The 22,034-nt window shown below is 47.0% G+C and carries 21 protein-coding genes and 1 pseudogene; 15 read left to right on the forward strand and 7 right to left on the reverse strand.

Annotation, left to right across the window (positions count from 1 at the left end; translation table 11 throughout):
* The 3 genes and pseudogenes from Q0668_RS23210 to Q0668_RS23220 all read left to right on the forward strand — a co-directional run.
* Positions 1 to 256, forward strand: a pseudogene (locus Q0668_RS23210) (phospho-sugar mutase); the annotation flags it as partial.
* Between the two features lie 274 nt (positions 257 to 530).
* Positions 531 to 1,754, forward strand: coding sequence for an inositol-3-phosphate synthase (locus tag Q0668_RS23215; protein ID WP_298868925.1), 1,224 nt, complete (start codon positions 531 to 533; stop codon positions 1,752 to 1,754).
* Positions 1,751 to 2,650, forward strand: coding sequence for a UbiA family prenyltransferase (locus Q0668_RS23220; RefSeq protein ID WP_298868926.1), 900 nt, complete (start codon positions 1,751 to 1,753; stop codon positions 2,648 to 2,650). Before Q0668_RS23215 ends, Q0668_RS23220 begins: the two co-directional genes overlap by 4 nt.
* A 20-nt stretch (positions 2,651 to 2,670) precedes the next feature.
* Here Q0668_RS23220 and Q0668_RS23225 read toward each other — a convergent pair whose 3' ends face one another.
* Positions 2,671 to 2,940, reverse strand: coding sequence for a hypothetical protein (locus Q0668_RS23225; RefSeq protein WP_298868927.1), 270 nt, complete (start codon positions 2,938 to 2,940; stop codon positions 2,671 to 2,673).
* Between the two features lie 265 nt (positions 2,941 to 3,205).
* Here Q0668_RS23225 and Q0668_RS23230 point away from each other — a divergent pair, with 265 nt between their 5' ends.
* The 3 genes from Q0668_RS23230 (at position 3,206) to Q0668_RS23240 (ending at position 6,227) form a co-directional block, all read left to right on the forward strand.
* On the forward strand, positions 3,206 to 4,444 hold the full coding sequence (locus Q0668_RS23230) for a multidrug effflux MFS transporter (protein WP_298868928.1): 1,239 nt from the start codon (positions 3,206 to 3,208) through the stop codon (positions 4,442 to 4,444).
* Positions 4,445 to 4,546: 102 nt separating this feature from the next.
* Entirely contained in the window at positions 4,547 to 5,458 is a 912-nt protein-coding gene (locus Q0668_RS23235; protein WP_298868929.1) for a CHAD domain-containing protein, read from the forward strand.
* Between the two features lie 154 nt (positions 5,459 to 5,612).
* Complete coding sequence (locus tag Q0668_RS23240; protein WP_298868930.1) at positions 5,613 to 6,227, forward strand: hypothetical protein; 615 nt, start codon at positions 5,613 to 5,615, stop codon at positions 6,225 to 6,227.
* 10 nt (positions 6,228 to 6,237) lie between these two features.
* Here Q0668_RS23240 and Q0668_RS23245 read toward each other — a convergent pair whose 3' ends face one another.
* Positions 6,238 to 6,747 (reverse strand): GNAT family N-acetyltransferase, encoded by a 510-nt coding sequence (locus Q0668_RS23245; protein ID WP_298868931.1) that lies wholly within the window; start codon positions 6,745 to 6,747, stop codon positions 6,238 to 6,240.
* A gap of 13 nt (positions 6,748 to 6,760) precedes the next feature.
* Positions 6,761 to 7,510 carry an aldolase/citrate lyase family protein gene (locus Q0668_RS23250; RefSeq protein ID WP_298868932.1) on the reverse strand — a complete coding sequence of 250 codons (750 nt, stop codon included), beginning with the start codon at positions 7,508 to 7,510 and terminating at the stop codon, positions 6,761 to 6,763.
* A 166-nt stretch (positions 7,511 to 7,676) separates the two neighbouring features.
* Here Q0668_RS23250 and Q0668_RS23255 point away from each other — a divergent pair, with 166 nt between their 5' ends.
* Positions 7,677 to 8,531, forward strand: coding sequence for an SGNH/GDSL hydrolase family protein (locus Q0668_RS23255; RefSeq protein WP_298868933.1), 855 nt, complete (start codon positions 7,677 to 7,679; stop codon positions 8,529 to 8,531).
* Positions 8,532 to 8,560: 29 nt separating this feature from the next.
* On the opposite strand, the gene Q0668_RS23260 is transcribed toward Q0668_RS23255, so the two are convergent.
* Positions 8,561 to 10,264, reverse strand: a complete 1,704-nt coding sequence (locus Q0668_RS23260) for an FHA domain-containing serine/threonine-protein kinase (protein ID WP_298868934.1) — start codon at positions 10,262 to 10,264, stop codon at positions 8,561 to 8,563.
* Positions 10,265 to 10,593: 329 nt separating this feature from the next.
* Here Q0668_RS23260 and Q0668_RS23265 point away from each other — a divergent pair, with 329 nt between their 5' ends.
* Positions 10,594 to 11,172, forward strand: coding sequence for a DUF3365 domain-containing protein (locus Q0668_RS23265; RefSeq protein WP_298868935.1), 579 nt, complete (start codon positions 10,594 to 10,596; stop codon positions 11,170 to 11,172).
* A gap of 38 nt (positions 11,173 to 11,210) precedes the next feature.
* Here Q0668_RS23265 and Q0668_RS23270 read toward each other — a convergent pair whose 3' ends face one another.
* Positions 11,211 to 12,254: a serine/threonine protein phosphatase gene (locus Q0668_RS23270; protein WP_298868936.1), complete on the reverse strand. Its 1,044-nt coding sequence runs from the start codon at positions 12,252 to 12,254 to the stop codon at positions 11,211 to 11,213.
* 337 nt (positions 12,255 to 12,591) lie between these two features.
* Between Q0668_RS23270 and Q0668_RS23275 the strand changes: the two genes are divergently transcribed.
* The gene (locus Q0668_RS23275) at positions 12,592 to 13,647 is read left to right on the forward strand and encodes a hypothetical protein (RefSeq protein WP_298868937.1); all 1,056 of its coding nucleotides are present in this window, start codon (positions 12,592 to 12,594) and stop codon (positions 13,645 to 13,647) included.
* Between the two features lie 72 nt (positions 13,648 to 13,719).
* Here the strand turns inward: Q0668_RS23275 and Q0668_RS23280 are convergent, their stop codons facing one another.
* Positions 13,720 to 14,679 (reverse strand): hypothetical protein, encoded by a 960-nt coding sequence (locus Q0668_RS23280; RefSeq protein ID WP_298868938.1) that lies wholly within the window; start codon positions 14,677 to 14,679, stop codon positions 13,720 to 13,722.
* 246 nt (positions 14,680 to 14,925) lie between these two features.
* Here Q0668_RS23280 and Q0668_RS23285 point away from each other — a divergent pair, with 246 nt between their 5' ends.
* The 6 genes from Q0668_RS23285 to Q0668_RS23310 all read left to right on the forward strand — a co-directional run bounded on the left by Q0668_RS23285 (position 14,926) and on the right by Q0668_RS23310 (position 21,380).
* On the forward strand, positions 14,926 to 15,297 hold the full coding sequence (locus Q0668_RS23285) for a hypothetical protein (protein WP_298868939.1): 372 nt from the start codon (positions 14,926 to 14,928) through the stop codon (positions 15,295 to 15,297).
* On the forward strand, positions 15,294 to 17,279 hold the full coding sequence (locus Q0668_RS23290; RefSeq protein ID WP_298868940.1) for a hypothetical protein: 1,986 nt from the start codon (positions 15,294 to 15,296) through the stop codon (positions 17,277 to 17,279). Before Q0668_RS23285 ends, Q0668_RS23290 begins: the two co-directional genes overlap by 4 nt.
* Before the next feature lie 45 nt (positions 17,280 to 17,324).
* Entirely contained in the window at positions 17,325 to 18,164 is an 840-nt protein-coding gene (locus Q0668_RS23295; RefSeq protein WP_298868941.1) for an amidohydrolase family protein, read from the forward strand.
* A 25-nt stretch (positions 18,165 to 18,189) separates the two neighbouring features.
* Positions 18,190 to 19,305 carry a D-TA family PLP-dependent enzyme gene (locus Q0668_RS23300; RefSeq protein ID WP_298868942.1) on the forward strand — a complete coding sequence of 372 codons (1,116 nt, stop codon included), beginning with the start codon at positions 18,190 to 18,192 and terminating at the stop codon, positions 19,303 to 19,305.
* A gap of 79 nt (positions 19,306 to 19,384) precedes the next feature.
* Positions 19,385 to 20,269, forward strand: coding sequence for an ATPase domain-containing protein (locus Q0668_RS23305; protein WP_298868943.1), 885 nt, complete (start codon positions 19,385 to 19,387; stop codon positions 20,267 to 20,269).
* A gap of 247 nt (positions 20,270 to 20,516) precedes the next feature.
* Entirely contained in the window at positions 20,517 to 21,380 is an 864-nt protein-coding gene (locus Q0668_RS23310) for an HDOD domain-containing protein (RefSeq protein ID WP_298868944.1), read from the forward strand.
* A 7-nt stretch (positions 21,381 to 21,387) separates the two neighbouring features.
* Here the strand turns inward: Q0668_RS23310 and Q0668_RS23315 are convergent.
* The coding region (locus Q0668_RS23315; protein ID WP_298868945.1) for a hypothetical protein at positions 21,388 to 22,034 on the reverse strand (647 nt) is incomplete at its 5' end.

The following is a 22,034-nucleotide window of genomic DNA, read 5'->3' on the forward strand; positions in this document are numbered from 1 at the left end:
CACCTCCGAGACCTTTTCTAAACCACAGGGAAATGTTCTGATGTTTGAAGCGGAGGGCGAAGATTCTCCTCTGACTGTACAACTGGGTGTGCGTCCTTCAGGTACAGAACCTAAGATTAAATTCTATTATTTTGCACAGACTGCGGTGGCGGACTCTGCTCAACTCGCAAAAACAAAAAGCGAGGCTCAGTCAATCATTGAATGCTTTAAAGAGTCTTTGATGGAGTGGATTGATCAAACTCTGAAAACCAGTTAATTTTCATCTTCAGCAACGAATCAGGATAAAAATCGGCTCAATCAAGAATCTTTCGATTGTGACGAGTCGGCATGAACCTACAATACTAAACGTGGTTAACGGAATTCTGTGATAGTGAGATTCACGATGTGAATTCACAGAACAGATGATCGGGATAAATGCAACAATTGAATCTGACCAACCACGAGTCGAGCCGTTTTTTTCTGCTCCTACCTACCTAAGTATCATCAGCGATTTCAATTGAAACAAGTTTTATCAGTTTTCAGGCAGCATTATGACGAAACAACGTATCGGAATATGGATCATCGGAGCATGGGGCGGGGTCTCTACGACTGTCGCCGTCGGTTTAACAGCGCTTCAGAAAGGACTCACAGGTACGAGTGGGCTTGTTTCAGAAAATCCCTTTTTTGAAAATTTGAATCTGGCGGACTGGGATCAACTTGTAATTGGCGGGCATGAAATCCGCGACACTTCGTTTGTAGAGGCTGCCAAACATTTCAGCGAGACCTCAGGAGTGTTCCACCCAGCGCTGTTACAGTCTGTCGAAGCAGAATTAAAAGCCTTCGATAAAAATGTCAAACCGGGCACGTTAATCCAGGTGGGTGATACCATTCGATCACTGGCCGGGAATTCGGTATTACAATTTGATCAGGAATCTCTGCAGGAAACGGTTTCACGTCTCTCAGGAGATATCAGGGAATTTCAGGAACAACACGATTTGGCACATGTTGTGGTCGTTAATCTGGCTTCCACAGAACCACCTGTCGTCGAATCTGCTAAAACACTGACTCTGGCCGAATTAAAAGAGGCCCTGAAGTCAGCAGACACATCACCAGTTCCTGCCTCGACGATTTATGCCATCGCTGCCATGAATGCGGGTTGCTCGCATCTCAACTTTACACCTTCTGCAGGAACTGACCTGCCAGCGTTAGTCGAACTGGCCGAAGAAGAGCAAGTCTTACATGGGGGACGGGATGGAAAAACGGGCGAGACATTAATGAAAAGCGTACTCGCTCCAATGTTTGCTCACCGAAATCTGAATGTCATGAGCTGGGTGGGGCATAATATCTTTGGTAACCTGGATGGTAAAGTTCTTGATGACCCGGTTAATAAATCGAACAAAGTCCATTCCAAAGATCATCTGTTGACGGAAATTCTCGGCTACAAGCCTCAGACACTGGTCTCAATTGAATATATTGAATCAATGGGAGATTGGAAAACCGCCTGGGATCATATTCATTTTCAAGGATTCCTGGATACAAAAATGTCGCTGCAGTTTACCTGGCAGGGGACTGACTCTATTCTGGCGGCGCCTCTGGTACTGGATATGGTTCGCTTCACGGAACGGGAGTGGCGTCGCGGAAATCAATCTGGTGTGATGACACACCTCAGTTCGTTCTTTAAGAGCCCGATGCAGGCTACTACCCCGGAATTTGAACGTCAGTATCAGCAACTGGAGGAATGGGCCAAGCTCGTTTCTGAAGAATCTTCATCATGAAAAAGTGGCTCGCTTATTTTCAATTGATGCGGCTGCCCGCTGTCTTCACAGCGATGTCAGATATTATTCTCGGTTATTTGCTCACACATGGATCAATTGATCTTCCTCTGCAATTTGCATTGCTACTGGTGGCTTCGGCCAGCTTGTATCTTTCGGGAATGGTCTTTAATGATGTCTTCGACCGGAAAGTGGATGCCGAAGAACGTCCTTTTCGTCCGATTCCTTCCGGGCGTATCTCAACTCAGCAGGCAGCGGTTTTAGGCGGGTTACTGATGCTGGCCGGAGTGGGCGCTGCGCAGACTGTCGGAAAGCAGAGTCTGATTGTTGCTGCCCTGTTGGTGATTGCGATCCTGAGTTATGACATGATTCTGAAAAAAACGATGTTGGGTCCACTGATGATGGGAGCCTGTCGCTTTCTGAATGTCATGCTGGGGGCCAGTGCTGTATCGCGTGAAATTAATCTGTGGGTCAAGCCACAGTTGCGCATTGCTGCCGCCTTGGGTCTGTTCATTGTCGGGCTCACCTGGTTTGCACGCATGGAAGCCAAAAAGAGTCACCGGGGGCATTTGGTCGGTGGTACTCTCGTCATTAATGCAGGACTGGGCGCACTGGTCTGGATGCTGGCCACGTATCCCTGGCCTCGAGAAATCAATTTGTCCATGGTACTGGCGGCTGTGGGAGTAGTCGTGTTGACCATCAATCGACGTCTGGTTCAGGCGATTTTAAACCCCGTACCACAAAATGTACAAATCGCAGTCAGAACCATGCTTTCTTCCTATGTAATGTTAAACGCGATTCTGGTTTTTGTCTGGACAGCCAATCCACAATACGCAATCCTGACTGCAGCTCTGCTGATCCCCACTCTTATTCTTTCCCGCTGGATGTCGGTCACTTAATCAGAGTATCTACTGACTCTCTAAGTCGTCGGCTGGAATCCCATCACCTGATAGCGGGCCAGTTCCATGGTATCCGTCAACTTAATCGCGCAGATGGCTTCGTACGACAGCATCACTTTTCGTGCCCCCAGGGAATCTGGTTTATCGCGGTCCAGCAAAACGATCCCACTCGAAAGTAAAAAATTCTGAAAGGGAATGGACTCCTGATAGGTGGTTACCACAATTCCCTGTTTAGGAATAGCTTCTGGCCAGTTTTCTAAGATGGAACGCCAACCTTCTGCGCTTTGCATAGTATTTCTCTTTTTCGTACCTGGTAATGAAAAGAACGGATTTACAATGCGAAAGATAAGTCTTCAGAAACAATTGGGCAAGAGGAACCTTTCAATTCGAAGAAGATGCCTCCGTTTTCCAGTTCATATATTTTTTGTTCACAGAACACGGGAAGAAAATGACCGTGAATTGTTGGTTTGATTTGAGAGAGCTTGTATGATTCCATTTCGTATGTCGCGAATAGGACCTCACTTGGGATCAATTCCTTTCAGAAAATGATTTTCCTTGAACCATAACAGTAAACCAGCCACAATTGCATTTGGCGAATTTGTGGCAATGATGGCAATGATGCAGTCATTAGTGGCGTTATCGATTGATGCCATGTTGCCCGCACTCACGGAGATTGGTCAGGATCTGGGAGCAGAACAGGTCAACGACAGTCAATTGATCGTTTCCGTCTTGTTTCTGGGTCTGGCCTTTGGTCAGGTTATCTATGGACCTTTGTCAGATTCAACGGGGCGGAAGCCGTCTGTATATCTGGGATTCAGCCTGTTCTTCAGCGGCTGTTTGTGCTCTCTGTTTTCAATAGATTTTACAGTCATGCTTGCTGGACGGTTTCTGCAAGGACTGGGGTTAGCGGCTCCGCGTTGCATCGTTGTCGCGATCGTCCGTGATCAATTCGAAGGCCCGTCGATGGCGCGGGTGATGTCATTTGTGATGACCATTTTTATTTTCGTGCCGGCGGTTGCGCCTACTCTGGGGCAGGGCATTTTACTGGTTGCGCATTGGCGGGTCATCTTTGCCGCGTTATTGGCCTGCGGAGTGCTGACGTTTATCTGGTTTGCGCTACGCTTGCCCGAAACACTGGCAGTGAATCGTCGCATTCCCTTTTCCTTCGGGAGAATCAAACATGCTGTTTTCGAAGTTTGTTCTCATCGGGTTTCGCTGGGATATACGATTTCACTGGGTTTGATTTCGAGCGCATTTCTAGGATATTTGAGTTCAGCACAACAGATATTTCAAAAGCAATATGACCTGGGAACCATGTTTCCACTTTATTTTGCGATTCTCGCACTTTGTATTGGCAGTGCCTCGTTTGCGAATGGCAGACTCGTCATGCGGTTTGGCATGCAGTATCTCACGCGCTGGTCAAAACGTATTTCCACGGTGATTTCTCTGTTCTTTTTTCTGTATGTGCTGTCAGTTGGTGGTCAGCCTCCGTTATGGTCAATGATGGTCTATATGATGGCGATTTTGTTTTGCTTCGGAATTATGTACGGGAATTTAAATGCAATGGCCATGGAACCTCTCGGACATATCGCCGGTGTAGGGTCGGCTGTAATGGGAGCACTTTCGACTTTGATTTCCGTGCCTGGCGGCATTTTTATCGGCCACAGTTATAATGGCACGGTGATCCCCGTGATTAGTGGGTTTACGATCTCTGGCGTGTTGATCATGGTTGTAATGCACTGGGTGGAATCTAAAAAAGACAAAACGATGACGGAGGATACGAGCCCGGAGTAAATGCGGGAATGGACGCAAGACAGTTTCAAGCAGTTTCAAGTATGCTGGCATTTATGATAAGCTGCGAATTATTCTTTTCAATAATCACTTTCAGGTTTTACGATGGGCTATCAATTCAAGCAGCAGGAATCAATAACGACGGGAGTTCAACGAATTGCCGGAGAGCAACTGAGCCAGGCGATTCTTGAGTTAAAACAATCAGAGCAAAACCCGCACCGGGCCATTCATGAGGTTCGAAAACAGTTTAAAAAATTGCGTGGTTTAATCCGTCTTGTTCGTTCTGGTTTAGGTAGCGAGTATTCCAGACTGAATGTCTGGTATCGTGATGCCGGGCGGGGTTTGTCTCGTGTCAGAGATGCGGAATCCATGTTAGAATCGCTGCAGAAATTACGAGAGCGTTTTCCGGACTCCACCTGCGAAGAGCTCTTTTTGGAGTTCGAAAACAAGTTTGTAACCCGTAAACAGAAGATTGTGGATGAATGGATAGATCTTGAATTCGATTTAAGTAAACTCAGTGACCAGTTAAAAGACGCTTATGAAGCAATTGAAGCTTGGAAGATTAAGGGGAAAGCAGAGCAGGTCCTCTCTCGAAGTTTAAAACAAAACTATCAACATGGAGTAGAAGCATTAAAAAAACTGCATCAAAATCCGGATGGCAAATTATTCCACGATTGCCGCAAGCATAGTAAATATCTTCTTTATCATATGAAATTGATAAGCGAAAGTTGGAAACCGATTCTTTCAGCCTACATCGTAGAGCTGGATCAATTAAACGATTTGCTAGGTGATGATCATGATTTGACCGTGATGACACAACTCATCAAGAGCGAAACAGAGACATTTCAATCATCTGCCAATGTCAATCGATTTCAGGCACTAATATGCCAACAGAGGCTGGAGTTTCAGTCAGCAGCTTTAAAACTGGCCGATCGAATTTATGCCGAAAAACCAAAAACATTTGCCCGTCGGATGAGAGTCTATTGGACTCTCTGGCGGGACGGTCACTCTGATTAACAACGTCTTGTCTGGGGAACATGTTGCCGGTCAGTTCTTGTTTTTCGAAGAATTTCAGAGTACAGTTAAATCAGCGGTCAGAATTGTAGTTTAATCGTCATGTCTCAAGTTAAGATGTTGGCGATGTCCATGTGATGAGAATTCGAGGGCCATTATGGATTCAGCAGAACACGAAGAAACAAAAGAAAATCAACCACAGCTGGAATCAACAGCGAAATCAAGCAGCTCACCGTTGCTTGTCCGAAGTCTGGTGATGGTATTCCTGATTGTGCTTTTGATTGGAATTTATTTTCAAAGGAGTCCAAACCCAGATTCGAAAGAGAATTCGTTTGAGGATGATTTACAGAAGCTGGCGTTGGCTTATCACGAATTTCATCGGATCAGAAAACATTCACCAGCCGACATGGAAGCACTACAGGATTTTTTAAACAACCCACCACCGGCCCCGAAGTCAAACTCGATTGTGCCACCCGATCCGGTTTCCATCGTGCTGGTGCCAGATTCCATCGTCGAAATGATCCGCGATGGTCGTATTAAAGTAATCTGGGGGGCTGTATTAACAGACTCGGGTTTGGAAAATGACAAATCTTTGCTCGCTTATCGTTCTGATATCGCGTTGAACGGTGGGTTTGCATTGACGGCAGCAGGTCGCGCACTCGAATTAACAGTAGACGCTTTCAAAAAGTATCCATTGGTTTCCGTTGAAACAGCAAATATCGACGAGACGGAAACAAAGCAGAAAGTTCCTGAGTCAGAAAAAAAGGAATAAGTGTTTCGTATTATTGAGATCCGGGAATCCGGAGCAAGGAGATCAGTAGCCCCCGTTTTTCTCCATGTATCTCTGCAATCTCGGGCAGGTGGCCGCAGACTTCAAAACCGAATTTTTCATTCAGATGTCTGGTCGATTCGTTATGGTCGAAATGCATTCCGATGAGTGTTGTGATTCCCAAAGCAGGGCAGGCGTCGATCATCTTCTGTAACAGAACCGAACCGAGCCCTTGATTCTGATGTGAATGGGCCAGGTATATACTGACTTCTGCTGTCTTGTCATACGCGGGTCGACCCGCGTAGAACGAAGTGACATAAATGCAGCCGATGATCTGACCCTCCGCATCCTCGGCTACCCAGAGGGGACGTTTTTCGGGAGAGAATTGTTGAAACCACGGTTGACGGTCAGCAACGGTCACCGGTTTCGTATCCGCGGTCGCCGTACCTGCTGGGATCGACTGATTATAGATATCAACGATGGCAGGCAAATCTGCAACTGTGGCATCGCGAGTGGAGATCATGGTTAGTTCCGTATTACTTCAATTGTCCCAGCATTCTTCGGGCGGCCTGTCCTAGCATGACCGTATCGACGCCGGCTGTGATCAGAGTGAAGCCTTTGTCAATGTAGGGTTTGACCGCGTCTACCGTGACACCGAAAATGCCGAGGGGGATATTGCTGTTTTTACAGACGTCGGTCACGTGTTGAATCGCACCGGTTACTTCGGGGTGATCAATTTCGCCGATGCGTTTCAGGCTGGCAGAGAGATCGTACGGGCCGATCAGCACCGCGTCGACACCGGGCACTTCGACGATCTGTTCGATCGAGTTGACCGCATCAATATGTTCGGCTTGTACGACCACGGTGGTGTTTTCGTTGGCTGAAGCCAGATAATCGTCGAATGAAAAACCGTAGCCGTGGGCACGTCCCAGGCCGACGCCTCGGGTTCCCACAGGTGAATAACGGGACCAGGAGACGATTTTTTCTGCCAGTTCAGGAGAATTGACCTGCGGCGCGATAATTCCGTCGGCTCCGATGTCGAGGGCTTTTTTGATTTGAACTTCATCCGGCGCCGCAAGCCTGACGAGGCAGGGTAGTTTGTGCCCCACGCGTCCGATGATGGCCTGCAAGTCAGCCGCCGAGTAGGTACTATGCTCTGCGTCAAGAAACAGCCAGTCGTAACCGACTTCCGACAATATCTCTGCCGTTTCCGGACAGGAGAGCGTTACCATCGGTGCAATGAGTAGTTCACCTTGCTTCAATCTTAAGCGGAATTTGTGTGACACTTGGAAGTCCCTGGTTAAAAAAAATAAAATTTATGTCATGGATCATTTTTAAGAGAACCGTTTTGAAAACAATTTTAGGGGCGAGATTGTTTCCGGCTCTTACTCCCGGTATTCTGAAATGCAGGTTTTATTTTGATAGTTCCATCCAGATAGCGGGAAGCAGAGCATGTACAAACAAGTTTCTTACTTACGATCATATCTTTTTGTATGTCTGTTTACAGGCCTCATCGTATCTCCACTCTGGGGGAAAGACAAGAAAACCGAGCCGACCAATGCGAAGGAAGCCGCCACGAAAAAGGCAGAGCAGGCGGCGGTTGTGAATAAAAAGTTCGCCGCCTGGAAAGCGAAACTTTCGCCAGAGCAACAAGCGTGGGAGACCATCTTAGAGGAAAATCTGGGTCCGTTTTATCTGCCGCGCTATAAAAAACAAAAGCTGATGGACAAAGTCACTGGCTGGGATTATGTTACTGACGATCCCAAACTGCCTCGTGTCATATTGATCGGCGATTCCGTATCACGGGGCTATACACTCGCCGCCCGAAAGGCGCTGGCTGGTAAAGCCAACGTGCATCGCGCACCGGCAAATTGTGGACCGACGGCAACGGGTCTGAAAAAACTGGATACGTGGCTGGGAAATGGCAACTGGGACGTCATTCATTTCAATTTCGGAATTCATGACCGTCGCACCCCCGCCGCCGATTACGAATCGCGTCTGGAAACCATAGTTGAACGCTTGAAGAAAACAGGCGCCAAAATCGTCTGGGCCAGCAGCACGCCGATTCCTTCAGATTGGAAAGAAGGCCCGAAAATGAAAACAGCGTTGGAAGAAAAGAACGCGATTGCCGCCCGGGTCATGAAAAAACACAATGTCGAGATTGATGATCTATTTAGCTTCATCACCCCGCATCTCACTGAAACGCAAAACCCGAAAGACGTACATTTCAACAGCAAAGGCTACGACATGCTGGGAAAACAGGTGGCGAAGCATCTTGAAGGAACGCTGGGGCAAGGTGAGAAGTAATCAGAATTCTCTCACCTTCACTGGCATTTCTACGAGAGCAGCCAGTATCCGATGCCGACGACTATACAGATTCCGATGAAGACTGAGGCAGCGATCAATGTTTTATTATGATTGCCCTGGGACGTGTATTGGCTAGGAGAGGCGACCCGGAACTGGTAGCTGGAGGCAATCGACAGCGTATTGCCGGGAAACAGAATTTGATCCTGCACCCGCCGACCATCGACTTCAATCCCATTTTTACTGTTGAGGTCCGTGACAACCCAGCCGGTATTTTCAAATTGGAATGCGCAGTGCTCTCCTGAAATGCCGGGGAGATCAAGTTGAATGTCACAATTGGCATTGCGGCCAAGTACGACTCTCTGTTTGAAAATGGGGAAACGCTGTTTGTCATCGAGGGAAATCAACTCAATCGGCTGTAGATTGTCATTGAGCGCGTCGGTGGCCTGTTGTGCCATGAGGTCTGTAGATTCAACAGGCATCACGTGGCGCAGGACACCGCTTTTTGAAATTTCCGATTCACCGCGCGTCAGTCGCTCGATACCATCCGCTTTTTCACGTGCCTGCTCGGCTACACGACTGGCGGTTGCGACTTGAGAGGAAAGTTGTGGTCTGGCGATACTTGACTGGGCAATGGAATTGCGTGCTTTGGCTTGTTGAACGCGCTGCGATACGATTTTGTTGAATTGAAATTTTACCGGTTTCCGTTTGGCAAATGGTTTTATCACCTCCGCGACTTCGGCCATGGACTGAAAGCGGTCTTCGGGCTGCTTAGCCATCATTTTTTCCACAATCGCTACGATTTTCTCAGAGACATTAGGGGCAATTTCTGCGATGGACTGTGGTGAACTATGGCGATGTGCCTTTATTTTCTGTGCGGCTGTTCCTTTGGGAAACGGAAGTTTGCCCGTCAGTAAAAAATACATCGTACCGCCTAGACTGTAAATATCACTACGGATGTCGACAGCCTGACCATCCTGGGTTTGTTCGGGAGCGATATATTCGGGCGTACCAACACAACCATGTCCAAAAATCATCGCCAGTGAAAATTCCGCTTCAGGATTGTCTTCCAGTAATGCCAGACCAAAGTCCAGGACTTTAACAAACCCTTGTGAATCGATAATCAGATTTTCCGGTTTCAAATCCCGGTGTACGATTCCGACCTCATGTGCCTGTTCGAGACCCAGGGCCGCCTGATAAATGACATCACAGGCCTGCATTGCGGATAATGACTTTTGATTGAGCAATACAAGCTCTAGCAGGCTGATTCCTTTCACGAATTCCATTGCGATAAAACAGACGGCACCAGTGTCATCGCAGTTGATCGTTTTGACGACATGCGGATGTAAAATGCGTGCACCAGCGGTTGCTTCAAGTTTGAGCCGAGTAAGCATTCCTCTGTCGTTACGACATTTATCGTTCAACACTTTCAAAGCAACTGGCGCTTGCGTTTCAATATCTTCAGCCAGATACAGGCTGCCCATGCCACCAAATCCGAGAACCTCCAGAACTTTGTAGCGATCAATAAAAAAGCCCCGCTTGCGTCCCGCAAGGAGACGTTCACCTTGATAGCGAGTCAATATTTTCTCTGTCACCAGTTTTTGGGCCAGCTCTTTGGAAGAAGCGACATCTTCCAGATTGAATTTTTCAGTGACGGCGCGAACTTCCTCCGGGGAGAGTAGATTGCTCTCCTTTAATAATTCCAGAAAAGATTCAATGTCAAGCGGCTTAGACATACACACACTGCTGTGAGAATTGATACTAGTAGTAGAACTGATTATATACATGTATTATTTGTTATGGTAGCAGTTTCGAAACAGTTCATTGAATCAAAGCCAATCAAATTCCCGTTCCGTAAATTCAGGTTTCAGAACCTGTTGCTGCACTCTGCTAATAGGCATCAATCCTTCTAAGTCGATCTATTTGTTTGTGGAAATGATCGTTTTCCTTCAATGAGGTCTGTTTCTTTCAGCACTCCTTTTCTTGACAGGAGTCTCTTGTTTCGGGTATATTGGATAAAAATATCCGATAACAAGTTTAAGTGTAACAGGGAGAGTTGACAACCATGTTTTTGAACTCGAATCTGTCGCGTCTCGCTTTCGTGACGCTCATTGTTTCCGGGTTCTTTGCGGCCTCCGGGTTCGCAGAAGAACGCGTCAAAGAAGACAAGGTTTCTAAAAAGGAAGCGACGGCTCGCGCTACTCAGAAAGTCGATCAGAAACCGGTGTCCGTCAAAGAGGCACGTGGTCAGGCGCGCTTGTTACATGAGGTATTGCATTCCACGTTGCTCATCGTACATCGTAAATACTATCGCGAGGATGAAAAGCTGCCGATTCCCTCTAGCGTCCTCGATGATGTGTTCGAAGAAATGCAGCAGAATCGGAACATCAAATTCCGTTGGATTTCTGTCAATGCAGAGGCTATGAATATTGACCATGAGCCCAAAACCAAGTTTGAAAAAAGTGCTGCGGAAGCGCTTTCCTCAGGTAAAAAAGAATTTGAGCAAGTAGAGAAAGGGACCTATCGCCATGTAGGGGCGATCCGCCTGCCTTCACAATGTCTCAAGTGCCACATGCCCAACCGACGTAGTACCGATACTCGCTTTGCCGGTTTGATTATTTCTCTGCCTGTCAGTGAAAAGTAGCAGGCCTTAAACACCAAACCAGAAACATCAAATCAGTCTCATTTGGTCATCTGGTAGTTCAGCGTAAATTGATGCTGATCGCGTTCCGGGACGATGCTGGTTTTCTCACACAATTTTTTGGTGATTGGGTTCCAGGTGCGAACTTCGATTTGGTTTTGTTTTGGAATAAATCGCATCAGGCGAAAGCCCTTAGATCCGTAATCGGAAAGTAGTTCATGAACTGAGTTGCCCTGTTGACCTTTGACTGTCTGATGCAGGGCCTGTGTGCGGCTTTGATCGCCGCTGCAGATCAGGAACAGGTTTTTGTGCTTGTTGAAGCATTTCTCCCACATTTGCTGAGACGTATTCCCTTTAGAACCATGACATTTTTTCCAGGTCATGCGCCCTTTTGGAGCATCAAAGTAATCACGGGGATCTTTGGGACGATGGAGTGGTCCCAGACCCATATGGGTAGTAACAATGGCTCTGCGATTGGCATGTTGTTCGAGAACTTTATCGGCCCAGGCTAAAACAGAGTCAGGGGCATTGCACTCCAGGTGCACGATAATAAAGTCCATGTCGGCGGCTGAAAATAATTGAAAGCTGTTAGCGTTATTGCCAGAGATTTCAGGCTTGCCGCCCGGAGATTCATAGCAGCCTCCATACCAATCGAACTTAGTGAACCGTGATTTCGGAAAGTATTTTTGAAACAGCGAGGAGTCACCATGATTGATCATGTCATGATTCCCCACGCTAATCCCGTAAGGGACTTTGCCATGTAACTTGTTCATACATTTCTGGGCAACTGACCATTGTTCGTCGTTATTGATATCAACAATATCGCCTACGTGACTGACGAAGACAATCCGCTGACGATCCATTTCATCGACGATGCAATCGGTGATCGCTTCAAAAACCGGATTGGCTGTCGTTGCCTGCAACTGTGTCTTTCGCCCTGTTCCTTTGCCTTTATAATGTTGTGTATCGGGAATGACGGCGAGGCTAAAGGTTCCCTCTTCTGCCGGGGGAAGTTCATCGGCAGAAACAGGAAAAGCAGAAACAGCGATGGCAAGAAGAGCGGAGAATATTTTTGAGAAATTCATTTTAGTATGATTCCTGAATCAAAGCGATCATAACAATTTATTCGTTTGGCACGTTCTAAAATCCAAACTGCATTAGCGAAACCATTAGCTCGATTTTTCATTCCGATTGTCGTTAACGACATGTGAGAAAAGGTGAGCCGTTTAAAAATCGTTATTATGGCATTCGTACTATTGAGTTTACTGATATTGGCTAAGGTTGCAATCACTTCAACGGTTGTCTGCAGATCTTATGCGAATTCCAATACAATTTCTATTAAAATTCTGTATCATGAACTTGAGTAGAGTTACTGGTTGAGGTCAGGGTTTTCGTTTTCAATTTGGTGTTGGGAATCATTTCATGAGTGGGATTATTGGCCATACGATGTATGCGATTCTGGCGGGAAAGGCGGCTGCTCAGAAAAAGTTGCCTGTCATGTCTGTGATAAATCAGCATTATGCCAGTTATCTTGCTGGTGCGTATCTAGGCTGTGATATTCAGATCATGCCGGAAGCCATTTGCATCGATACTGGTCAGGAAGTCGGTTTTGGGACAGCGCCATTGGGAAAAAGTCCGTTGACAGGCGGAGAAGTCAAACCGTGGACTCTGAAATTTGGTTCCCGGGAATATCGTCCTCGAGAGATCCATCGTCTGTTTTATGGCCGTGCGCATGTGGTATTTGGCTGGACGCCGGCTGAGCGAAAACAGACTCTCCCCTGGGATCATTTGCCTGACTACGCCGCGATGGTTTTTCAGGATGCAAAAGACTTATATGGTCCGGGCGAACGCAAGCTGGCGTATCTGTTTGGCTGGCTGGCTCATATTGTAGGAGACAGCTTGATTAAATCGGTTCAGCCGGGCATTACGCTCGATTTGCTGGGAGGCAAATACACACCTGCCAACCGGCCCATTCAGGATTTAGTGACCTTTCACGAGATCGGACGTAAAGAGTTGCATCTTGACTGGGCGCATCTTCTGGCCGATCTGGCGGAGACGCCCCTCGAGCCGGTGCAGTTACATTATATGCGTGTCGGTCAGCCGCGAGGTCTGTTGGCGGCTGACTTTCCCGATGCCTGGGCGCCTCAGCATGAGCCACTTTTGTTGCGTGTTCTGGCAGAGAATCGCCGTTATCAAAAAATTCGCAATCCGCGGCTCATCAAAAAATATGTGCTGAAACAGTCGGGAACCAGTTGGCGATGCGACGAAGAACTCAGTCGTATCACCGGCGGACTCAGTTATGCAGAAATGGTGGAAGCGGCGGACAAAGCAAATCTCCGCCATGCCTTATGGGATATGGGTGAAGCAATTGCCAGCTTGTTCGAGCAGGTGATTGAACGCGTACCTGACCTGCAAAATCTGCCCGATACGACAGATCCTACATGGGATGAGATCACAGCGCGCTGGAAGATAAAGTAAGACGTCCGAGTCTCGTTTCCTGATTGAACATCCTGTGAGCAGTCAGATTAATAATTCAAACTGCGTCTCAGTTTATTGGTTCGCGGTCTTTTTTTTGTTCGCTTCGTATTTGGCGATCCATTTTTTCGGATCTGCATCGAAGGCTTTGCGACAACCGCTGCAGCAGACCCAGAAGGATTTACCCTGGTATGTGACTTGCGAAGTTCCCAAACCACCTGAGATGACACAGGTTTTGGAGCCATAATCGGAATCACTTTTGGCAAAGGAAGTTCCCTTACGTCGGGTACTGATCGTATCAAAGCGAGCGTAACTTTCGCCTCTTAGATCATAAAGTTCAAATAGGTAGCGGTTATTGTTCTGCTGGTTGAGAATAATTTGTGCGCGTTTCTTTTCGTTAGCGGGTTCAACCAATGAGAGACTGAGTTTATAGGTAGTATGCATAATATTGGGATTATCATCTCCGGGTACTTTTTTCAGAGGCACAGAAAAAGTGCCTTCATAAATTCGTTTCTGCCCCGCTTTGTTGGTGAGCGTTAATTGATACATTTGCTTGTCTGTCAGATAGGTCAAACGAGCATTTTCATAATAGCGGCTTTTATCAGCTTTCATGACCAGTGCCGGTTGAGCGGGATTACTTTGCAGATCCCAGACCCAACCTAATGTTTCTACAGAACTGAAGCCACCAATTTTTTTATTTGTGACGCCACCCCAGTCTCCAAGCATAATTTGAAGTGGTTTGAGTGCCTCAAGAACATTATCGAATTTCTGTTCATCTGGTAGATCTGTCTTGTTGGCGGTAGGGGACGTACTACCGCCTAGCGTAATGGGCTGAAATTTTCGGATTGGTTTTTTTGTTTTTGATTCACTGGCCAGTTCCTCGTTCGCGTCGATGGTACTTTCAGATCCCAGATCAACGCTGCCACCCAGATTAACGTTGACTTTTTCTGTTTCCGGGGAATCGGAGCTACAACTCATGCAGAAGGTCAGGGGTAAAAGCCAGACGAATGCAAAAACAGTGTGTCTTAAATACATGAAATATCGCTCCCGAACATGGAACAGGTTTGCGTTTAAATACGCATTTGGTTTTACTGGTAAAACAGGAATCTTTCGTTGTTGGAACAGTATAACAGTCTGTTCACGTTTTTGTCACTTTGAATTCGGTTCTGATAAAATTTCTGCATTCCTGTAGCGGTCCTTTGTGTCTCGTCTGGATCGAGAGTACAATCGTTCGCTTAACGCTTATCTATGAGTATTTCGTTTAGAAGTGAGGGCCGTGCCATGAGTACCGCACCATCGAACGACACAGAATCAATGGAAGTTGATCCTGTCTTTTTAAACTCGAAACGTGAAGCCTGGATTATCCTGGGTTTGTGGGTCGCCGCCATATTATGGTCGGTCCCATATTGTTACATGAATGGGTTTCAGTCCGGTATGAATGCCGAGACGATAGAAACTACGCTTGGAATTCCCAGTTGGGTTTTCTGGGGAATCGCATTTCCCTGGTTCGTAGCAGACATCTTTACAATCTGGTTTTGCCTGTTTTACATGAAAGAAGACGACCTTGGCGTCGCTCATGAAGGTGAAGATCTCGCAGAAGAAATTGCCGAGATGCAAGCAAAGGACGCGACAGCCGGGGGGAATGAATCTTGAACTTGCTAATCAACACGAAACTACCAGTCATATTTGCCGAAGGTGGTTCTGATGCGGCACTGGTCTCATTCTTAATCTATACCGCTGCCGTGTTTGTGCTAGCTGCGATGTCAAATCGCCTACTGAAAAGTAAAAGCTTTCTAAGCGAATACTTTCTGGGAAGCCGTGGATTGGGAGTTTGGGCATTTGCATTGACTTTCGCCGCCACGAGCAGTTCCGGAGGCAGCTTTACCGGCTTTCCCTCCAAAATTTATACGCATGGCTGGATTCTCGCGCTGTGGATCGGAAGTTATATGGTCGTGCCGATCTGTACAATGGGTTTCATTGGCAAGCGGCTCAATCAAGTGGCGCGACGCTCTGGCTCGATTACCGTGCCTGACGTGATACGCGATCGATTTCATAGCCCTCTGCTCGGCCTGATGGCAGTTTCCCTGATTGTCTTTTTTATGTCGTTCAATCTGGTGGCCCAATTCAAAGCGGGTAGCTTGATTTTGCAGACACTTCTGGAAGGCGTTTCCGTGTTTGAAAGTACGGCAGACGGATTAGCTCAGGCGGTGGCTGGCATACCACTGCTTTCAACTGCTGAGAGCCCCGAATATCTGCTGTGTCTGCTCGTTTTTGGTATCGCAGTGATTCTTTATACAACCTATGGCGGCTTTCATGCTGTGGTCTGGACTGATGTGATGCAGGGCATTGTGATGGTCCTGGGTGTGATCATCATGTTACCTCTGGCAATTTCTCAGGCGGGAGGCTTGGAAAACACCACCAGGTTGATGGCGAAAATGACGCCGCCGCGAGTCTCAGCACCGGATAAAGGGGGAATCACACTCACGCTGAATAAGCCGCGTGAGGAGATCCTGAGAATTGATACGGGAACCTGGATCACAGACGAACCGATTCCCGGCCAAAAAGTACCACTCTTATTTCGTGTCACGAAATCAACGATTATTCCCGCGGGCAAGACGTCGATCAATGAAGTTAAGGTACTGCAACTTACGACGCTGGAGGACATTCAGAGGATTCTCGGTCGAAGAGAAAGTGAGAAGTTTCTGGATGATGTGAGTGTTTCGAATATTGATTTGAAAGCTTACGCCTATGGGGAAGAGGGAAGCCAACAGGGTGCCTATGTCTCTGGACCCGGCCCCAGTCCGAGCAGTTCCAATGGTTTCCTGCCTTTTAGTCTAGCGATCTCCTTTTTCTTCATGTGGGCAATTTCGGGAACGGGCCAACCTGCGAATATGGTTCGGTTAATGGCCTTTCGCGATACCAAAACGCTGCAACGTTCGATCTGTACCGTCGCCATCTATTACACATTGATTTACTTTCCGTTGGTGATTATTTTCTGTTGTGCACGCGTTCTGTTACCAGGCATGGAAGGCGAATCGGATAGTATTATGCCGAAGATGGCTGTCTTCTTGACAGAGAATATCGGCATGGGCTGGCTGGCAGGTCTGCTGGTGGCGGCTCCCTTTGCAGCCGTGATGTCGACCGTGGATAGTTTTCTGCTGCTGATTTCTTCCGCCTGGGTTCGCGATGTTTATCAGCGTAATATCAACCCAAAAGCGAGCGAGAAGACAATGAAGCTTTTGAGCTATCTGGCGACGTTTGTAGTGGGAACTGCTGCGATGCTTGTGGCAGTTAATCCGCCCAAATTCTTGCAGGATATCATAGTTTATGTAGGCAGTGGGTTAGCAGCCAGTTTTCTGGCACCGATTGTCTATGGTCTTTACTGGCGACGTGTCAATGCAGCGGGTGCAATGGGAGCGATGATCGGAGGCTTCTCGGTGCATCTTGCGATGTATGTTACCGGATATTTTGTGAATGGCAGTTTCTTCAGGCCTTATCAGTTGTTTAACTTTGATCCGATTATCATTGGCCTGTTTGTTTCATTCATTTCCGGTTTTGTTGTAACGAAGCTGACGGCTCCGCCTTCGGATGAATTAGTACAAAAATATTTTTACATAAACAAAGCCAATTCCTGATTCTGGCTTATTCACTTAATCACTTGACCATCAGAGGATCATGCTATGGAATATATTGACGCACATTCGCATGTCTGGACTCCTGATATTAAAAAATATCCGTTGGCTCCGGGACGCAAAGTCTCTGAGATGCAGCCACCCAGTTTTACCGCGGAACAATTGCAGGCGCAGATGATGCCTGTCGGCGTAAATCGGGTTGTGCTGATTCAAATGTCGTTTTATGGATTTGATAACAGCTATATGTTGGATTGCATGGCTCAATATCCGGGCATGTTTTCGGGTGTGGCTGTGATCAACCAGAATGGTGACAATCCGACACCGGAAATGCAGTCTTTGAAAAAGAAAGGCGTGCGTGGATTCCGAATTGCTCCTAAAACCAAAAAAGTCGACGAGTGGCTGGATGGGGAATGTATGGAACAAATGTGGAAAACGGGTGCCAAAGAAGAGATGGCCATGTGCTGCCTGATGGATGCCGCCTATTTGCCGGCTTTAGACAAGATGTGTCAAAAACATCGGGACACCACCGTTGTGATTGATCATATTGCCCGGATAGGCGTCTCAGGTAAAATCGATCCTGCAGAAGTTGATATGTTATGTAAGATGTCAAAGCATCCGAATGTGTATGTCAAAGTTTCCGCGTTTTATGCGTTGGGAAAAAAGAAGATGCCTTATCATGATCTGGCTTCCCTGATCAAAAAAGTATATCAGGCGTTTGGTGCCAATCGACTGATGTGGGCCACGGATTGCCCTTATCAGGTACAAGGCGATCATACCTATAAAGCGTCTATCGATTTGATTCAGAATGGTTTGCCGTTTCTTTCCGAGAATGATAAAAACTGGATTTTGGAAAAGACGGCAGAAAAAGTATTCTTCCAGGGCATTTAATAGAAAATTGTTTCAGGTCCTCCTCATGGATGCATGTTATCAGATAGACGATACGAGTCAGATTATTTCGCCGGGCATGATTATCTTCAAGGAGCTACTTGAAGACAATTTACGGAAGATGATCGAAATCGTCGGCGATACCAGCCGATTGCGACCGCATTGCAAAACTCACAAAATGCGCGAAGTGATTGAGTTAGAGCTTTCACTGGGAATTGAGAAACATAAAGCGGCAACATTCCCTGAAGCAGAAATGCTGGCTGAAGTGGGAGTGAAAGATATTTGTCTGGCCTACAACATGGTGGGCCCGAATATCGCAAGGGCTGTCGAATTTCGAAAACGCTGGCCCACGGTTTCCATTCAGGTTACCGCCGATCATCCACTGCCCATTGAGCAGTTAGGCGAGGCTATGTCTGCTGCCGGTGTTGAGATCGAAGTGCTACTCGATTTGAACACGGGACAGAATCGAACGGGTCTGCAACCGGAAGAAGCCGCCGTTGAATTGTATCAGATGATTGCGAATACCCCGGGTTTAATTGCCGCCGGTTTGCACGTCTATGATGGCCAGAATCATCAGATTGATTTTCAGGAACGCGAAGCCGCCGTGCGGGCTGTCTGGGAAAATGTGTCCCGCCTGCGCGATCAATTGATTACCGAAGGCTTGTCAGTGCCGCGGATTGTGGCAGGAGCAACGGGATCGTTTCCGATTTTTGCCGGTTTTGATGATCCGGATATTGAAGTCTGCCCGGGAACCTGCGTATTGCATGATGTGGGTTATGGGGAATTATTTCCCGACTTGAACTTCACTCCCGCGGCTCTGGTATTAACGCGTGTGATCAGTCGTCCGGACGCGAATCGAATCACATTGGATTTAGGATATAAGGCGATTGCTTCTGATCCGGCGATGGAAAATCGCTGTTCCTTTCCTGATCTGCCGGATGCGAAAGCCGTCCTGCAGAATGAAGAGCATCTGGTTGTCATGACTCAGCGTGCCAGCGAATTTCAGCCCGGAGATGAATTACTGGCCATTCCCCGTCACGTCTGCCCGACATCGGCGTTACACAAGTCGGTCACGATTGTCAGTGATGGACGTGTAGTAGACCATTGGAATGTTGCAGCTCGAGATCGCTTTATCTCAATTTGATCTCTGAAAGTCAGGCAACCTCATTATTCCATCTAGATAGCAAGGCGTGGATTGTTTCTCCTCGAAATCGAGTATCAGCATGTCAGACTTACGACAACAAACGGGAATCCCTCAACTGGATGAAATGCTTTCGGGTGGTTTATTGCCCGGCAAGTTGACTGTCGTGTTAGGGGCCACCGGCATTGGTAAGACTCAGCTGGGACTGCAATACGCGCGGGCAGGTCTTCAACAAGAAGGGCAGACCGGTATTCTATTTGATATGGCAACACGCGGCGATTCTCAAAGCCATAGTGAGTATGCCGAGCGATTGTTTCAGTGGAAGATTCGGGAACAGAGGGTCGATCTACCCTTCGATCTGGAACAGATCTGGGATTCAGGTCAGGCGCGGAAAGATTATCAACACCTGTTTCGACAAAGTGGACGCCGAGTGACCCGACGAGATATGGAATTGGATGAGTGGAAAGAATGGAAGCTGGAATTTGTTAAAAAACTGGACGCGGCGATTGCCTATTTTTATTCCAATTTTGTGCATGGCGTGAGACGCACAGTCATTGATGGGATTGAACCTTCGGAACGAGCCAGTGAATCTTTTCAGTTTCATGCCTTTGAATACGTTTACCATCAGATCCTGCGGAAAGAATGTGATTGGGTTGCCCGCGATCTGTTTCGCGCTCAGTTTCGTAAAAATCAAGAGCAGATAAACCAGCATCGATATGATTTCCAGGAGATCGGCTGTCTGTTATTGCTGACAACGCATGAAGTGATGCTTGACGATCTAATTCAACGTCCCATTGAAAGTGGTGACGTTTTATCTAATGCGAATACGATTATCCTGATGGGAAAAATTCGCGAGGAAAACCGAATGAGTCGTGCTCTGCACATTGCAAAACATCGCGGCAGTGCCGTCGATGAGGCAATTGTACCATTCGCAATCCAGGAATCTGGTATTGAGCTTCTTACCTGATCCCGCTGCTGGGATCGATCAGGAGGTGTTTCCATGTAGTGGAATTGCTGTCTGATCTCATCATAACATATCTGATCGTTATTATTGGCACGGTCTGATTTAAGATCTTAAAAACTGAATTTCTAATTCCAGTTTAAATCTGTCACTTCTTTTTCTTCAAGATAGGTTTGCCTGCAGGCACCGTGGTAATTCAACCCTGATTAAGGGTTTTCCAGCCAACACAGGTAGAAAAAAAAGAAGGGCCGTCATGTTAGTAGAGAATCGTGTAGACCAAATTGATCTTGCTGATGAATTCGTACAACGTTTGGATCGTTTACATTCTGCTCCCAAAGTGGCACAACAGGTTCTGCAGATCACGCGGGATCCCCGTAGCAATATCGATGATCTTGTAAGATGTATCGAACATGATCCAGGGCTGGCTGCCAAGATTTTACAGGTAGTTAACTCAGCCAAGTATGGAGTTTCACGGCAGATTACGAGTATCAAGCACGCGGTTTCCTATCTGGGAAAAGAGACCATTCGGATGTTGACGATCAGCTTTTCGATGGTCGAGTCACTGACGAAGGAAAGTAAAGGCCGAATTTTTGTCGATTATTGGCAGCGCGCATTAACGATCGCTTCGATTTCCTCGCATCTCGCCGGGCATCATAAGCGTTTGAAAAAAGATGAAGCGTATACAGCGGGCCTCCTGGCAGATGTGGGGATATTGGTTTTTTCACAAGTCGATCGAGATGAATACAGTCTGATTTATGAAAGCCACCCACATGGAGAAGCACTGATCAACGGGGAACATAAGTTCTTTGGTTTTGATCATGCGCTATTGGGGGCACGTCTGCTCAATCATTGGGATATTCCACAGGAGATCGTGACAGCCGTTGAAAATCATCATGGCACGGGACAACATGGTTGTCCATTGGGTGTTGCATTACGAACAGGCAGCCTGCTGGCTGGCTCATTATGGAACTGTTCTTCAGATGAGTATCTGGAAGCAGAAGAGATTCTGATTTCTTTTTTCGATCTCAGTGTCGAGCAAATTGAAACGATGATTGAAGCATGCAAGCAGGATATTGCCGAGAGTGCTGAGTTTTTCGGAGTGAACCTGGAAGGTTAATCGGAAATTAGCGTTTCTTTTTTTTCTTTGCTGTTTCCTCTTCGTAAGTTCGTTTAATCTCTTGAATCAATTGCTTTTCCGTATAAATGCGGTTGGTGGGTTTATTGAATCCCTTTCCCGTCTTCGTTTTGGAGAGATATTTCCCGAGATTCTTTCCACCTTTCGTGGTCGTCATATATTCGATCATCAGATTACCGCCGGGCGAATTGATAAATTCCTTGATGCGCCGTTTTCCGTATGGCATCGCCAGAATATGATCCAGACGATCATAACCTCCCGGCAACCGGGAGATTTTCCGCATAAACTTGATTCCCTTACCCGTCTTCAGTTGAGCGGCCAAAAAATCAGATTCTGAATGGAGACGACTCAGGATTTTTTGTTCTGATTTCACGCTCCAACCTGCCTTCTGAAGTTGCCTGAATAAGGGCTTCATTTGATTGCGGGTAATCAAATCTCCCGATTGATACTGCTTGAAGCCTTGAAAATACTCCTGAGTGATTTTTAACACTTCTTCCAGTGTGGGAAGTTTGGGCTGTGTTTTGGTTTCAGGGATGATCTCTGGTAAGGGAGCTCCCTCTTTCGGTTCCGCTGAGAACACCTGTGAAGAAATAAACAGGGTTATGAACAGGATCCCGCTGAAAGAGTGAGTGGAAA

This window comes from uncultured Gimesia sp. (genome assembly GCF_937910335.1).
Lineage (GTDB): Bacteria > Planctomycetota > Planctomycetia > Planctomycetales > Planctomycetaceae > Gimesia.